The 16016-nt window shown below is 62.0% G+C and carries 12 protein-coding genes and 1 tRNA gene; 9 read left to right on the forward strand and 4 right to left on the reverse strand.

Features of this window, described 5'->3' with window-relative positions:
* Positions 1-36 precede the first annotated feature (36 nt).
* The 4 genes from KF857_12165 to uvrC all read left to right on the forward strand — a co-directional run bounded on the left by KF857_12165 (position 37) and on the right by uvrC (position 4594).
* Entirely contained in the window at positions 37-915 is an 879-nt protein-coding gene (locus tag KF857_12165) for a hypothetical protein (GenBank protein MBX3112749.1), read from the forward strand.
* A gap of 43 nt (positions 916-958) precedes the next feature.
* Positions 959-1909 carry a WD40 repeat domain-containing protein gene (locus KF857_12170; GenBank protein ID MBX3112750.1) on the forward strand — a complete coding sequence of 317 codons (951 nt, stop codon included), beginning with the start codon at positions 959-961 and terminating at the stop codon, positions 1907-1909.
* 218 nt (positions 1910-2127) lie between these two features.
* Positions 2128-2676 (forward strand): GNAT family N-acetyltransferase, encoded by a 549-nt coding sequence (locus KF857_12175; protein ID MBX3112751.1) that lies wholly within the window; start codon positions 2128-2130, stop codon positions 2674-2676.
* 13 nt (positions 2677-2689) lie between these two features.
* Positions 2690-4594, forward strand: a complete 1905-nt coding sequence (uvrC, locus tag KF857_12180; GenBank protein MBX3112752.1) for an excinuclease ABC subunit UvrC — start codon at positions 2690-2692, stop codon at positions 4592-4594.
* A 63-nt stretch (positions 4595-4657) separates the two neighbouring features.
* Here the strand turns inward: uvrC and KF857_12185 are convergent, their stop codons facing one another.
* From KF857_12185 to KF857_12195, 3 genes are all read right to left on the reverse strand, one after another.
* On the reverse strand, positions 4658-4948 hold the full coding sequence (locus tag KF857_12185; GenBank protein MBX3112753.1) for an STAS-like domain-containing protein: 291 nt from the start codon (positions 4946-4948) through the stop codon (positions 4658-4660).
* A gap of 11 nt (positions 4949-4959) precedes the next feature.
* Positions 4960-5928 carry a hypothetical protein gene (locus tag KF857_12190; protein MBX3112754.1) on the reverse strand — a complete coding sequence of 323 codons (969 nt, stop codon included), beginning with the start codon at positions 5926-5928 and terminating at the stop codon, positions 4960-4962.
* A gap of 62 nt (positions 5929-5990) precedes the next feature.
* Positions 5991-6161: a YqaE/Pmp3 family membrane protein gene (locus tag KF857_12195; GenBank protein ID MBX3112755.1), complete on the reverse strand. Its 171-nt coding sequence runs from the start codon at positions 6159-6161 to the stop codon at positions 5991-5993.
* A 55-nt stretch (positions 6162-6216) separates the two neighbouring features.
* Here KF857_12195 and ileS point away from each other — a divergent pair, with 55 nt between their 5' ends.
* The 5 genes from ileS (at position 6217) to KF857_12220 (ending at position 11741) form a co-directional block, all read left to right on the forward strand.
* Positions 6217-8997, forward strand: coding sequence for an isoleucine--tRNA ligase (gene ileS / locus KF857_12200; protein MBX3112756.1), 2781 nt, complete (start codon positions 6217-6219; stop codon positions 8995-8997).
* Positions 8994-9530 (forward strand): signal peptidase II, encoded by a 537-nt coding sequence (gene lspA / locus KF857_12205; GenBank protein ID MBX3112757.1) that lies wholly within the window; start codon positions 8994-8996, stop codon positions 9528-9530. The genes ileS and lspA overlap by 4 nt, the downstream gene beginning before the upstream one ends.
* Positions 9527-9907, forward strand: a complete 381-nt coding sequence (locus KF857_12210; protein ID MBX3112758.1) for a hypothetical protein — start codon at positions 9527-9529, stop codon at positions 9905-9907. The genes lspA and KF857_12210 overlap by 4 nt, the downstream gene beginning before the upstream one ends.
* A gap of 110 nt (positions 9908-10017) precedes the next feature.
* Complete coding sequence (locus KF857_12215; protein ID MBX3112759.1) at positions 10018-11286, forward strand: adenosylhomocysteinase; 1269 nt, start codon at positions 10018-10020, stop codon at positions 11284-11286.
* Between the two features lie 380 nt (positions 11287-11666).
* Positions 11667-11741, forward strand: a tRNA-Val gene (locus tag KF857_12220).
* A 152-nt stretch (positions 11742-11893) separates the two neighbouring features.
* Here KF857_12220 and KF857_12225 read toward each other — a convergent pair.
* Positions 11894-15580 (reverse strand): ATP-dependent RecD-like DNA helicase, encoded by a 3687-nt coding sequence (locus tag KF857_12225; protein ID MBX3112760.1) that lies wholly within the window; start codon positions 15578-15580, stop codon positions 11894-11896.
* Positions 15581-16016: the final 436 nt, after the last annotated feature.

The following is a 16016-nucleotide window of genomic DNA, read 5'->3' on the forward strand; positions in this document are numbered from 1 at the left end:
CCGAACGTCCGCCCGGCCCAATCCGTCTGGGCATTGATGTCGCGCGTCACCCTCTCCGCCGTGGCCCTGGCCCTGTTGGCCCTGACCGGATGCCAAGGCAACAAGGAACTGACGCCCAACCCGGAACCACCGAAGCCGTCCTCCAACGCGACGAACTCGACGGACCCGCCTAAGCCGGCCAACCTGCCGCCCGTCACCGGTCCGGTCACCAACCCCGACGTCTTCAAGGTCAAACCCGGTAAGGACCTCGGCTACAGCCCGTCGAAAATGGGCTTCGCCGATCTCGGCGCGAAAACAGACGCGGGGATCCAGCAGCTCAAGAACGGCAAGGGCGTCGTGGTCATGGAGTACGAGAGCCCCAAGGGCAAGTCCCATGGCAACATCGACATCTTTGTCCGTGACAAGTCGACCTACAAGGTCGAGTACCTCCTACCCAAGACCGAGGGGACGCCCAACCGGCTTGCGGGGGACGGGAAGCGGAACATGGTCTACGAAGGCTATGTGTGGACTAAGCCGACGCCCCGCAAGACGAGCGGCCCGATGTCACGGGCTGACGTCGACGCCTGGATCGCCCGGTTCCCCGCCGAGATCATGTCGGGCCTGCAGGACGGCGCCCCGGTGTGGCGGCGACTTCTCGACGCCCTGTCGTCCGACCCGGGACGCACCACGACGATGGAAGAACAGGAAGTCACGGTCAGCAAAGTCAAGCGTCCGATCTTCCGGATCGTCTCCAGGAAGAAGGGTGTCGAGGGCGACAGCCTGGAGATCGTCATCGACGGCCACCGGTGGCTCCCGCTCACGGTCAAGGCGTCCTTCCATGACGAGAACAAAGCCCCGGTGCACATGTTCTGGACGACAAACTGGATGTTTGGCGGCACCTTCCCGGACAGCGACTTCGTGATCCCGGTCAAATGACCGTGACAATGCTGGGGTTGACACGTCAAAACACACTGGAACCATGTTGACAACCCTTGCACTGGCCTCGACCCTCGCCATGGGGCAGGTCTCCGTTTCGGTCAGCCTCTACGCGAGTTATGACAACCTCAAACTGACCTCCGTCTCTCCCGGCAACTCGGGCGGGTCGTTCATTGCCGGTCTGGAGAACGGTGAAGTCAAGGTGATGGACTCGGCCAAGAAAGAGTCCATTGCGACGGTGACCGCGTTCGAGAGCTCCGTCCAGGCGGCGGCGATCAGTCCGGACGGCGGCACGGTGGTCATCGGCGACGACCTCGGCCGGATCTACCTGGTCAAGGTGCGCGGGGGTCAAAAGCTGATCACCTACCCGAGGGAAAAGGGTCATGGCCGTGGCATCCAGTCCATTGCGTTCTCGCCCGGAGGGACGCAGTTCGCCACCATCGCCCGCGACGACACCCTTCGCGTCTGGAACAAGAAGGGTGGCGATCCCGTCGCCATCGTCAACGGCGACGGAGCCAACTTCTACGGTCTGGCCTATAGCCCCGCCGGCTCGATCTACGTCGGTACCCTGAGCGAGGGCATCCGGATCTACACCGCCAAGGGTGATTTGGCCGCGACGCTCACCAACCCCACCGGCGAAGGTTCCAACTTCTTTGCGATGAACAAGTCGGCCCGGGTCGGGCTGTCCTGCAGCCGCAGCGGCCGCGTTTATGTCTGGGACCTCGCGCGGCGGAAATATCGGGGAGTCCTCGAAGGCCACCAGGACTACGTGAAGGGAGCCTCGGTCTCACCTAACGGCAAGATCGGCGCGACCAGTTCTAGCGACGGGACGGTCAAGGTATGGGACCTGACCACGCTCAAGTGTCTGGGCACCTACAACGACATGGCGTCACCTTGCCCCCTTGCCTTCACGCCGGACGGCAAGTACCTGGCCGCCGCGAACGCAGGCGACTCGATGCAGATCTTTTCAGTCCGGCCCGGACAAGGCCGATAGCGCTCCTCCTGCCGGGCCGCCCCTTGGGACCTTGAAAGGGACCGGGAACGGGGCCGGCCTGGCGGTTGTTACTCCCATCAAGCAGTCGTCGCAGAACCGGAGTCTCTCCCCAGGTCCGCGACGCGCCAACGACAGAGAAGAGCGAAGCAAGAGAGTCGACCGGGCCGCCCCATCGCAACGGCCCGGTCTTTTTTTTGTCACTTTTGTACACTCTTTCGATGGTCAAGGGTTACGAAGGCAAGTTGGTGCGTCTGGTCCCACTTGACCGGGAGCGCCACTTCGAGAACTGTTACCGGTGGATCAACGACCCCGAGGTGTGCGAAAACCTCCTTCTTGACCCACCGACCACCCGCGCCCAGGAGGAAGCCTGGTTCGCGTCTGCCTGCGCGGGCGACCGCCAGACCGTCTTTGCCATCGAGACCCTGGAGGGCGTCCACGTCGGCACCTCTGGAATCCATAACATCGACTTCAGGAACGGCCGCGCTAACACGGGCAGTTACATCGCCGAGCCACGCGAGAGGGGCAAGGGCTACGGCACCGACGCGGCGCGGGTCCGTGCCATGTACTGCTTTGACATCCTGGGCCTGCGTCTCCTGACCAGCAGCTATATGGACCACAACGCCGGTTCCAAACGCATGCAGGAGAAGTCGGGCTATGTCGAGCATGGCCGGTTGCCGTCCGGCTGCTGGAAGCGTGGACGCTACGTCGACGAAGTGCTGACCCACCTCACCCGCGAAAGGTACTTGGAACTACGCGGCCAGTGGTAGTTTAATGTCTACCGTGCCGGCGCGCACCACCCGCCTTAAACCGCTTAACGAGCATGTGGACGACCAGCTGAAGCTGGTCCCCACCAAGCCGGGCTGTTACATCTACCACGACGAGGAGGACGCCGTCCTCTACGTCGGCAAGGCGGTCAACCTCCGCTCGCGGGTGCGCTCATACTTCCGGCCCAGCGCGGTCTTGGGCGACCGCATCAGCCGGATGGTGCGCAAGATCAGGCGCATCGAGACGATCGTCGTCGACAGCGAACTCGAGGCGCTGGTACTGGAATGCAACCTCATCAAGCAGCACCGGCCACCCTACAACGTCCGCCTGCGCGACGACAAGAGCTACCCGTTCATCGTCATCACCAAGGAGGCGTTCCCCCGCGTGCTCTTCACCCGAAACCCGCGCAAGGGTTTCGGGAAGACGTTTGGGCCGTACACTTCGGCCTACGCTGTCCGCGAGACCCTGCAACTCCTCCACAAGACCTTCCCCTTAATCCCGTGCGGCAAGTCTTGGACGGGGGCGGCCGTGCAGAAGCCTTGCCTGTATTACCACCTCAAGCAGTGCCTCGCCCCTTGCGCCGGCCTGGCCGACCGAGGGGAGTACGGCGACGTGCTCGGCCAAGTGCAACGGTTTCTGGAGGGCAAGGAGGACGGCGTCGTGGCAGAGCTGAGGGCTCAGATGACCCGCGCCGCCGACGACCTGGACTTTGAGAAGGCGGCCCTCATCCGCGACCGGGTGGCGTCCCTCGAAAGCGTCCTCGAACGCCAAAAGGTGCTCAGCGACGACCAGGGCGACCGCGACGTCGTCGCCGTCGTCAAGGACGACCGAGGCGCCGCCATCCAGATGCTCTACATCCGCGGTGGGCGGTTGATCGGCCAGCAACAGTTCATCCTCGACGGCAGTAGCGAAGCGGCGCCGACCGACGCCGTCCAGGAGTTTGTCAAGCAGTACTACTCGGCCGCGCCGGAGATCCCGCGCGAGATCCTCTTGCCTGTCGAGATCGCCGAAAAGGGCATTGTCCAGCAGTGGTTGCGCCAACGCAAAGGCGGCGCCGTCACCATCGACGTGCCCCAGGGCGGCGAAGGGATGCGCCTGGTCGACCTCGCCGCTCAAAACGCGGAACAGGCCCTGAAGACCTTCGCCCTCGAGATGGAGCAGAAGGAGGCCTGGGCCGAGCAAGCGGTGGAGCAACTGTCGGAGGCCCTCGGGCTGCCGACCCCGGCCGTGCGGGTGGAAGGCTACGACATCTCGAACACGCAGGGCACCGCCCCGGTCGCTTCGATGGTCGTCACCGAAAACGGCGAGGCGGCCAAGGCGGAGTACCGCCGGTTCAAGATCCGTTGGCACCCCGAAAGCCCGGACGACTTCGCGATGATGAACGAGGTCATCACCCGACGGCTCCGCAACTACCTGGACGGAGACGAGAAGTTCGCCAAGCTCCCCGACCTCATGATGATCGACGGGGGCAAGGGACAACTCGGTGCCGCCCTCAAGGCCCGTGACTCTCTCGGCCTCACCGTGCCGATGGTCGGCCTGGCCAAGCGCCACGAGGTCGTCTATGTGCCGGTCGACGCCCCCCGACTCGTGGACGGGACCGAACTCGGCGACAAGTACACCTTTCGCGAAGTCGTCCTACCCCTCACTTCACCAGGCCTCATGTTGCTGAGAAAGCTGCGCGACGAGGCCCACCGGTTCGCCCTGACCTTCCACCGCAAGGTGCGGGACAAGCGGCTCCATGGCAGCGTGCTCGACGAGATACCCGGGGTCGGCCCACGCCGGCGGCGGCTGTTGCTGAGGACATTCGGCTCGATCGAAGGGATACGACGGGCCAGCACCGAGGAGATCGCGGCGGTGCCGACCTTCACGTCCAGGTTGGCCGAAGAGATCCTGGAGTTCCTCCGCGGCGAATCTGAGTGAGTATCCCAGTAGAGCGTGATATGAGAAAACCAAGTTCTACTGGGGAATTTGAACCTAGACTCGTCAGCTTTCGAGCATGTAGTCGGCGACCGTGCGGACGACCTCTTGAACGACAGGCGCGCAGTTCTTGAAGAGGAGGCGGTCGAAGACGTCGTCGCCAAATCTTCTGATCGGTTCGCTGATCAGGGCGTGGACGAACGACTGCGTGGCCCCGGTGACCCCTTGAAAGTCCAGAACGACCTCCTCGCCTGCCTCCAAGGCAGGCTCGACTTGGACAATCCGGATGGACCGGGCAATGTCCTTGTTCTCTGCGAAAGACCCGGCCAGTTCAGCCATGAAAACCGTCTTGCACATGTGTTAGCCCACTAGATGAACTTAGGTGACTTGTACCGCTCCTTCTTTCGCTCGCGTATCGCAGACATGTATGCAGTCCTAATTGCCGCCAAGAGAGCCTGGAACTCTTGGGTCTGGTCAAGCGACATGTCGATGCCGACGACGGTGCCCGGGAACCGCGGTGCGATGTTCGTCTCAGCGTGCCTGTCGAGCCGCGGGTCGGCATGGAGCCGGGGGAACCCCTTGTAGCGTTTGTCTCGCTTGGTCAGCTTGTACAGACCAGTACCGCTATAGAGGATAAAGTAGTCGCGCGCCACCATCGCCATGGACTTGACAAAGAAAAGCCCCGCTCCGGCGTTGGTCTCGGTGCCTCCCTCGCGGGTCGTCGTTCCGGTGATCCCTGGAGTCAGCGCAAGCGCAATTGCGTCGATCTCGTTCTTCACCGGCCAGGCATTTGAGATCGAGGCGCGGACGCCCACGCCCACATCCGCGATACCCAAACGGACCGTGTTGGTCTTTGGGTAGTACTGCGCCGCAACAAACGCACCCGTCGGGGACGCCGAGTGTTCCAGGACGTTGCGCACGAGCTCCCCGACTACGTACTTGATCGGATCGGCCTGTTGTGGCGCCAGGTGCAGCAGGGGGATCATGTCCGTAATAAAGCGCGTCTGTTCCGCGGAAGTGCTGATCTGTGTGACTGGGATGAACCTCCCGGCTGCTTCGTGCTTTTTGATCGTGAAAGGGGAGGCCTTGCCCAAGATTTCGAACAACCCCATGCGATCCAGATAGTGCCCAGATGTCGCGGTGATCGTATCAATGTGGACGTCCTGGGGACGGAGTCTGCTACCCAATGCCGCGATCATCGCGAGGACGACAGGGTGCACGCTCACCCACCTGTCGTGGGTGGTGACCGTCAGACGCCCAGGCTCACCAAGGTCGAAACCCCTCAGAAAGTGCTCGAAATTGCGAAGGTAGTCCGAGTTCGAGAGATAAACCTTCACAGCTTGGATTCTACCAGTAGAGCGTGATTATCCAAAATCACGCTCTACCGGAAAGCCTCACTTCAAAACGACGCTTGCTCGGCCGGCTCGCTGGAGTACACGAGGGCGCAAACGGTGCCGGGGACCCAGCCGAGGACGGTGAGGACCAGGGTGAGCAGCAATGGCTTCACCCCTCGGTCGATCACGGCGAGAGGCGGGCAGACGACGCTGAGGACGACGCGGTACCAGGGCACGTCGCGGTTGTACCCGCGTCGGCACCCCGGCCCCCCAGTACAATCCTGAACTTCCATGGACTTTAAAGCCACTCTGAACTTGCCAGACCCAAGTTCGGCCATCCCCATGAAGGCCGACTTGGCCAAACGTGAGCCTGACCTGCAGGCCCGCTGGGACGAAGAGGGGCTCTATCGTTCGATCATCGCGGCACGGCGCGAGGCCGGCGCCCCGTCCTTCGTGCTCCACGACGGCCCGCCCTACACCAACGGGCCGATCCACTTGGGCACCGCCCTCAACAAGATCCTGAAGGACTTCGTCGTCAAGTCGCGCTCCCTGATGGGGTACCGCGCCCCCTACGTGCCCGGCTTTGACAACCACGGCCTGCCGATCGAGCAGGCGGTGATGAAGACCTTCAATGAAAAGAAGGTGGTGCCGACCACCGTCGAACTGCGCCGGGCCTGTCGCCAGCACGCCGAGCACTACATCGGGGTCCAGTCCGAGCAGTTCCGACGCCTTGGCGTCTTCGGCCTCTGGGACAAGCCGTACACGTCGATGGCGTACAAATACGAGGCGGAGATCATCCGCGTGTTCAAGCGCCTGGTCGAGGGCGGCTACGTCTACCGAGGCCTGCGGCCCGTCCTGTGGTCGCCGACCTCCCAGACCGCCTTGGCCGACACGGAGATCGTCTACAAGGACCATGTCTCTGTCTCGATCTACGTCAAGTTCCCCCTGATCGAAGACGTGAACGGCGTCTTCGACGGGCTGGACAACGTCTCGACCGTCATCTGGACCACGACCCCGTGGACGATCCCGGCCAACTTGGCCGTCGCCTTCCATCCCAGCCTAGACTATGTCGTGGTCAAGTCCGGCGACGCCCACCTGGTGATGGCCGAATCGCTCTATGAGCACGTCATGCACAAGGTCGGCCTCGACATTGACCAAGTGGTTGACCGGATCAAGGGAAGCGCCCTAGAAGGCACAAGGTTCAAGCACCCGGTGTTCGACCGCGACTCGGTCGCCGTGCTCGCCGACTATGTCACCACCGAAGACGGCACGGGTGTCGTCCACACCGCGCCGGGCCACGGGCGAGACGACTTCTACACCGGTCAGAAGTACAACCTGCCTGCCTTCTGCCCGGTGGACGGACGCGGCGTGCTGACCGAGGAGGCCGGCGAGTTCGCCGGAGTCTTCTACCGGAAGTGCGACACCGTGGTGGTGGAACGGCTCCGCGAACTCGGCATGCTGCTTCTGGCCGAGGAGTACCAACACAGCTACCCACACGCCGAGCGCGACGACCAGCCCGTCATTTTCCGGGCCACCGAGCAATGGTTCGTCGGCATCGACGCGCCCTTTCATCTCGACCCGACCAAGACCCTGCGCCAGAAGATGTTGGAAGAGATCGACAGGGTCGAGTGGTTTCCACCATCTGGTTATGAACGTATCAAGGGAATGGTCGCGGGCCGACCCGACTGGTGTGTCTCGCGCCAGCGTCCCTGGGGCGTCGGGCTCCCGGTGTTCTACGGGGCCGACAGCGGCACCCCCGTGCTCGACCCCGTCGCCATCGAGGCGGTCGCCTGCCTCGTCGAGGAGAAGGGCTCGGACGCCTGGTACGAGGTGGAGGCGGCCGACATCCTGCCCCAGGGATACCGACACCCGACGACGGGCGAGACGAGCTTCCGCAAGGAGGTCGACGTCTTTGACGTCTGGTTTGACTCGGGATGCACCGCGCTCTGCGTCATGCCGGGCGAAGTCGAACCGGAGTGGCAGGACGAACTCCCTGTCGACATCTACCTGGAAGGCTCCGACCAGCACCGGGGCTGGTTCAACGTCTCCTTGATCCTTTGCACCGCCACGCGAGGGCACGCCCCCTACCGCCAGGTCGTCACCCACGGCTTTGTCACCGACGAGCACGGCCGCAAGCAGTCGAAGCGGCTGGGCAACGTCATCGACCCGGTGCACGTCTGCTCGACCATCGGGGCCGACGTCTTGCGCCACTGGGTGGCCAGCATCGACTACGAGACCGACATGCCCTGCACCGAGCAGATCCTCAAGGTGGTCGGCGAGGAGTACCGGACGGTCCGCAACTACCTGCGGTTCCTCCAGATGAACCTCTACGACTTCAAGGCGTCCGACCGCGTCGCTTTGCAGGGCATCGACGCCTGGATCGTCGGCAAGACCCACCAGTTGGCCGAAAACGTGCTCGACCTCTACCGCCGCTACGAGTTCCACCGTGCGATGGTCGACGTGCACACGTTCTGCGTGAACGTGCTGAGCAAGTTCTATCTCGACGCGATCAAGGACACCATGTACTGTGACGCCGCCGACTCGGTGGCCCGTCGGTCGGCGCAGACCGCCTGCCATGAGGTGTTGAGCGTCTTGTGCCGCCTTGTCTCACCGGTCTTGTGCCACACCGCCGACGAGATCTACGCCCTCCTCGACAAGCCTGACAAACTGGCCAGCGTGTTCCACGAGACCCTCAGCCCTCAGGTGCCCGTGGGATTTGACGCTCTTGACCAAAAGGTCGAGGCCCTGTTGCAGGTCCGTGGAGAAGTCTTCGCCGCGTTCGACAAGTGGCGGGAAGACAGGGGCACCAAAGACAGCCAGGACGTGGCCGTCGTGGCCACGGTCGACCCTGGCCAGGCAGAACTGGTCGGCTCCCTGGGGCTCGACCTCGCCAACCTCTTCAAGATGGCCTCCGTCGAGATCCGTGCCGGGGAACCCGCAACGGAGTTCACCGTCAGCCCGTTTGAAAAGTGTGCGCGGTGCCGGTTGCGGCGTTCCGACGTCCAGGTCGTCGAGTACCAGGGCGAGCAAGTCGCCCTCTCCGCTCGCGACCGGGCGGTACTCGGCCTATGAACAAGAAGCATGCCGCGGTCGTCGTCTCGAGCATGGCTGGACTGGTCGTCCTCGACCAGTTGGTCAAACTCTGGGCCCGGACGGCAGGCGACAACACGGTAGGCCGGACCATCGTCGCCCTGTGGCCCGGCGTCTTTGAGATCAAGCTCGTCTTCAACAAAGGCATCGCCTTCGGCATGCTCCAAGGCAAGGGCGTGCTCCTCGCCCCCATCGCCGTCCTTATTGGGCTCGGCGCCCTCGTCTACAGCATCGCCAGGCCTAAGGAAAGCCGGATGACGCACGTGACGATGGTGTGTCTTTCCGCCGGTGCGCTGGGTAACCTCATCGACCGGGGCATGTTCGGCCAAGTCACCGACATGTTCTGGATCCGTCTGATCGACTTTCCCGTCTTCAATGTCGCCGACGTCCTTATCACGGTCGCCGGGGTGCTCCTCGCCGTCGGTGCGCTCCAGGAGCTGGCGGGCAAGAAGTCCCCGGACCGCAACGCCTCTCCTGCTGAGCCGGTAACAAGCAACCAAGGAACTGAACCATGAGACCCACCCGACCACTCGGCGCCTTGCTCGTCTTGGGCGGCGTGTTCGTCGCCGCGACGCTGTACAAGGGCGCCAAGCCGATCCTCCAGCGCATCGGCGAGAAGATCAAGGACTTTGGCGACAAGGTCGGCGACGAGATCAACAAGGACGCTCCCGAGGCTGAGACGCCTAAGGAAGAGGCCACCGCCACCAAGACCGCCGACGCCACGACGACGGCCGAGGCGAAGGCCGAGGAGCCGGCTGCCAAGCCCAAGGCCGCCAAGGCCAAGAAAGCCCCGACCAAGACCGCGACCCGCAAGCCCAAGACCGCGCCTAAGCCCAAGACCACGACGACGACAGGGCGACGACGTCCGGCTGGAAACGTCGAGACCGGCTAAGTCAGCTCCCCGGCTGACACGAAAGACCCTGGCCCGCCGAGCACGACCGTTCGGCGGGCCGATACTTATTGGGGGTCGAGCCGGTTGTGCGACACTTCCATCCAACGGACATGAACGACACTGCGAACCACATCAAGGACATTGCGCTTGCCGACCAGGGCCGCGACCGCATCGAGTGGGCCGAGAAGGATATGCCGGTCCTGCGCCTGATCCGCGAGAGGTTCGCCAAGGAAAAGCCGCTCCGGGGCCAACGGATCGCCGCCTGCCTGCACATCACCACCGAGACCGCCAACCTCCTGCGCACACTCAAGGAAGGTGGCGCTGAGGTCGCCTGTTGCGCCAGCAACCCCCTCAGCACCCAAGATGACACCGCCGCCGCGCTGGTCAAGCACTACGGTGTCCAGGCGTACTGCATCAAGGGCGAGAACAACGACACCTATTACCGCCACATCCACCAAGCCCTTGACATCAAGCCGACCCTGACGATGGACGACGGGGCCGACACCGTCAACGTGATCCACAACGACCGCCGGGAGCTGATCGAGACGATCATCGGTGGCACAGAGGAGACCACGACCGGCGTGGTGCGCCTGCGCGCCATGGCCGCCCAAGGCGTCCTCGCCTACCCCATTGTCGCCGTCAACGACGCGGACACCAAGCACCTTTTCGACAACCGCTACGGGACGGGCCAGAGCACCCTGGACGGCATCATGCGGGCGACCAACATCCTCTTTGCCGGCCGGACCGTCGTCGTCGCGGGCTACGGCTGGTGCGGACGGGGCGTCGCCATGCGCGCCAAGGGTCTGGGGGCCCACGTCATCGTCACCGAGGTGGACCCGACCAAGGCGATCGAGGCGGTCATGGACGGCTTCCAGGTCATGCCCATGGAGCAGGCCGCCCCGCTCGGCGACGTCTTCATCACCCTTACCGGCAACAAGAACGTCATCGACGGCCGCCACTACGACAAGCTGAAGGACGGGGCGGTGCTCGCCAACAGCGGCCACTTCAACGCCGAGATCGACATCCCCACTCTGGACATGTCGTCCCAGGCACGGCGCATGGCCCGCGACTATGTCGAGGAGTTCACCCTGCGCAACGGCAAGAAGGTCTACTTGCTCGCCGACGGGCGCTTGATCAACCTCGCCGCCGCCGAAGGCCACCCTGCCTCGGTCATGGACATGAGCTTTGCCAACCAGGCCCTCTGCAGCGAGTACATGGTTCAGAACGCGGCCCAGTTGGCCAAGGACGTCTACACCGTCCCGGTGGACATCGACCGCCAGGTCGCCCTGCTCAAGCTGGAGTCGATGGGGGTCACCATCGACACCCTCACCCCGGAACAGGTGGCCTACCTGAACAGCTACGCGGAAGGCACCGCCTGATTCTCGGCGGGGGCAGTCTCCCCTAGTCCGGGGGTCAGGGGCGTCCCGATGGTCGTCGGGTTGGCCGCGGCGATGCGGGACAGTCTCCTCTAGTTCGGGGGCCAGGGGCACCCGATGGTCGTCGGGTTGGCCGCGGCGATGCGGGGCAGTCTCCCCTAGTCCGGGGGTCAGGGGCATCCCGTGGCCGTCGGGTTGGCCGCGGCGATGCTGGGCAGTCTCCCCTAGTCCGGGGGTCAGGGGCGTCCCGTGGGCGAGTCAGTGGGCATTTCCGGGTGGGTCCGGGTGCAATCTCCCGCCCCCACGGGGTACATTTCGCTTCCCCAGGGCCACTCCGGCCCACCGGGCCGGCCGGCTCACTCCTCCGGCCGACAACAGAAGACGGGCGGTTAGCTCAGTGGTAGAGCACTACAATGACACTGTAGGGGTCACAGGTTCAAGTCCTGTACCGCCCACCATTTTTTGAGCCTGAGTCAGCCACTCAGGCTCCGCAGTGCACGCCCCGCGTAGATTCTCGGCAAACCAATCCTGCCCGGCCCTGATCGTAGCCTCGTCGGTTATCACGTACTTGTCCAGTGTGTAAGACGGCTTGTGGCGGCCCATCATCGGTCTACTGGAGATATTTGCGAATCTTCGCTTGAACGTCCGTTAGATCGAATCCCGTCGCCCTTGACTCTTGACTAGTCACGAGCATTCCGTTCGAGCCGCCACCTTCTTCGGCAGGCAGGATTTGGTTTGATTGATACCATTGGAGCTTTTTCTCCCAACTGTGGCGGTAATCCTCCCGCTCAAGCATCCCGAGGTGCTCCCAATAAACGGTGCGCCCAGAGATTTCATCGTCCAGCGTGAAATCTGGGTAGCGAGTTGATCCACCGAATGTTAGCGCCTTCTCGTACTCAGGCGCGTGACCTGCATTGCGAAGAGCCTCGTAAACGAGCAATTCCGACTTGGAACGGACCGCGATGCCGGTGCTGGTTCTATGAATCAGACCTTCTTGGAAGAAGAGGCTGCCTTTGGCCTGCGGGAATTCCAGCATACGACAGGGCTGTAATAGGTTAGTCATTCGCCTTGCCGTTTCAGAGAAATGTGGGTCGGCAAACTGCTTCAGGATGCTACGGGGTCCCTGGTGCATGACAACCACACGGTCCTGATGCCTAGTCAGCGCCGTGTAGATAAGTTCTCGCGAGAGGATTGGGTGTCCCTCCGGCAGAACCAGAATGACAAGCTTGAACTGGCTACCCTGAGCCTTGTGGATAGTCAGGGCATAGGCAAGCTCAAGCGCCGTTTCTCCTTCCTCTCGGAAGTCGTTACCGTAGAAGTCGTACGTGAAGCCTTGTTGAGACGAGAATTCGACCTTCAGAATCTTTGGGTTCTTCCGGGTTTGCCACAGCCCAACCGCAATACCGATTTCTCCATTGGCGAGATAGCCAAGGGCTTCTTCTTGCGGATAGACCCTACTACCGTCACGACGATGGTTCGACAGGTTCATCACCTTATCGCCATAGACAATGCGTTCCGCGCCGAACGGCTTCGGGATCGAGCGCCAAGGCTTGGTCGCCAGATCCAAGAACCCGGATCGGAATCGCTCATGAATCTGCCGATTTATGTCTCCGACCCCGAAAGATGTGCCTCGAAGAGGACTCAGGATTTGCCATGCTTCAACTGCCGACACGGCTCCCGTGGTGCCGTTTCGGGTCGCGTTGAAGTAGTCGAAGTCCGCGCTGGAGGTAGCAGCGAGCGCCTTGTTGAACCCTCGGATATCGTCTGGTCCTGAGAGCTTGAGCTCGTCGACCAAGATGTCCACGAGTTTGACACGGAAGTCTTCCGGCTTCTCCCACTCTACAAAACGAATTGCCGCATGCTCGTTGGCACCACCGACAAAGACGTCGTCGTCTCCTGGAGACGGGGGCGTTGTGCTGAACCAACGTGCAAGGCGCATGTCGGGTCGCTCCGCTCCGACCTGTCGGCGCTCAATTGTGAGCTCGGCGAAGCCGGACGCAACGCGTGGGAAGCGGGACTCATAGTCCGTAGGCCTTAGGCGAGCGACGATGTCTACGAACGGGCGCCCTGCCCCGATAGGTGGGAGTTGGGCCGGGTCTCCGACAAAGATGAAGCGCTTCACGCCGGAAAGCGAATCGAGCAGAGCTCCAAGCATGTCCTCGGTAAGCATCGAAGACTCATCGACGATGACGGTGCCGAAACCGGTGGCCTTGGGTCGGTCATTCGTGATGTAGCGACCTGTTCGGCCCTCGTAGCGCCCATGCTGGTTGAGAAACTGAGCAAGCGTGAAGGCTTTGCCTCCACCGGCGAGTTCTTGCATGCGGACACGGGCCTTTCCCGTGGGGGCCAAAAGTAGAAGGCCCTCATCACGGATCTCTTCCTGAGCGCATAAGATTCCGAGCACCGTCGTCTTGCCCGCTCCCGCCGGCCCTGCAAGTACGCTGAACCGAGCTTCAGCGAGTTCGGCGAGCGCGGCCGCTTTCTCCGTTCTCGCCTGGCTCTCCTCCTTGTCAGTCGCAGGTCCAAACTTCACTTCAAGGAAGCCCAACCAGTCGCGGTCAAGGGCGTGCCGATTGCCTCCAATTCTGCCTTCCACCTGGCGACGAACCTCATTGCCAATAGCTTCGTACCGAGAAAGTTGGAGGCCCATATCATTGTCCAACGGGGCGACGACAATCTCCGGCTTCATTTCTGCAACTCGGGCCGTGAGCATGTCAGCCGTCACGGGACATGGTGGGCGCACCGGCTTGTTCAGAATGGCGTCTACAACCTTGTCCTTTGGGAGCAGTGTGTGCCCGGCAAGGGCAGCCTCCTCCAGTGAAGCAATCGTGAATGCCCGGACTCGCCGCAAATCAACCGCTGAGTCCAAGCCTGACGGGGATTCGAGGGGATGGCGAAGCCGCACGTTGTCTTCTGGAAACACGCCTCGGTCCACCGTCAAAAGTCGAACTCCTTCGGGATCGTGGCGGCTGATTTCGAAGATCCGATAGGGGTTCTGCATAATCTCCTCGTCAGAGCCCTCCCAGTTACGCTTGCGCCGCGAACCATCGTCGTAAAGAGAAGCGGCTTGGACTGTACTCAGTTCGAACCGGCTGAGCAACTTCAAGTAAGCCCTGCGCTCCGCGGTCAACCCTTTCCACGTCGGAGCTAGTTCATTGAGATCTCGATGCAGGTCGCTTGGCAGCACCGACGCAGGTTCGTTGAATGCCGTGCCAACGAGTGGCCAAGGGTCTTCGTTCACCCCGGCCTTCTGCTGAAGGGCGTGGGCGACAAAGATGCCTCGCGAGAGCCCGAATGCCGAAAGGACCGCTCCCAGGCCGGGAAACGGGCCGCGAACTTTCCACAACCGTATTAGTTCTTGGTGAATCCACTGTCTTTGAGCTTCGGTGCGGAGCCCAAGCTCGGACTCCATTCTGTCCAGCGCGGTATCAAGCGACAATAGCGCCGCAATTGCGCCGTCGTGCGTGACGAGCTCACTCGCGTAAGAGAACTCGTCCCAATGTTCGTCTGGAGCCTTGGCTGTATAGCGTTCCACGTCCAGATACGGGTTGTCCTCAACCTGCTTGAGGACATCGTAGTACGGAACCAGAAATCCGTCCTTGCCGTTGGGACGGATTGAATGTTGCACAGGACGCTCCCAGATCATGCCTCGCATCCCTTTGCCACTGCGTTCGAATTCTTTTAGGCCACCGATTGCCTTAACTCGCCCCGCGCCGATCAGGATTCGGCCCGTGGTTTCTAAAAACGGAACATGCTTGGCATAAAAGAAGCAAAGAGACTCTTCTTTGCGAAGGTGTGCTGCGAACCCGTCAAGCATCGCTCGCTGATTCTCCGCTTCGTGAATCCAGCTCGTCTTGTATCCAAGATCAGGCTCCCTCGCATCGTCAACGTCAAGTTCGTAAAGGTCTCGATATGATTCGATGTTCTCACGCATCATCCATCGGAAGGGGACGATATCTGCCGAGTAGGCCGGATAGCGATAAACCGTTGGGCTGAAGTGCCCGTAGTGCTTCCTATCCTTGTTCGCCAACGCATGGAGCTTGGTCTTTTCAATCTCGAACGGAGCCATGAACATCCCGCGTTCATCGACGCAGCACGGCCAATTGCTGACGGCTAGGATATCAAGAGACTGCCCTGCGTACTTCTTTTCCTCCTCGTCTCGCTTCTGTCCAGCTATCCGCGTGAGCTTCGCGCACGCACCGTTGAGGTGTGGTGCTTTGCACACGACTCCGGCCCATCCGGCGTCGTGCCAGGGGACGCGAATCGAAACGTGTCTAAGAGCCGCGTTGCTGTCCATGGTCTATCTAGCTCAATAAGCCTCGCCGGGACGGCCATTGCTGGGTTGCGTTCCTGCCTCAAAGCCGTCATTCGAGCCAAAGTGGTATAGGTAGCAATATTCTGACCTACAGACAGCGGACGCTAACGTAGATGCAGCGCGGAGGAACTCTCCAGTCCCAAAAAATTCTTAAGCCTGACTATCATCCACCACTGCGGAGATTCCCCATTTCCAGGCCCATTCGGGCCCGCACAGGCAGGCTCGCCGTGACATTGCCGTCAACCTACCACCCTCAACAACGGCCCGCCAACCATCGAAATTCAGCCATTTGTAAACCTGTCCTTGAACTTGCGAGGCGGGTTCTTCGGCAGTGACACTGTAGTGGTCACAGGATCAAGTCCTCAGCGCCACCCTCGGCCACAATGCGTTGATGGAGACCGTGCGGTTCGCCCCCAGC

This window comes from Fimbriimonadaceae bacterium, assembly GCA_019638795.1.
Lineage (GTDB): Bacteria > Armatimonadota > Fimbriimonadia > Fimbriimonadales > Fimbriimonadaceae > JAHBTB01.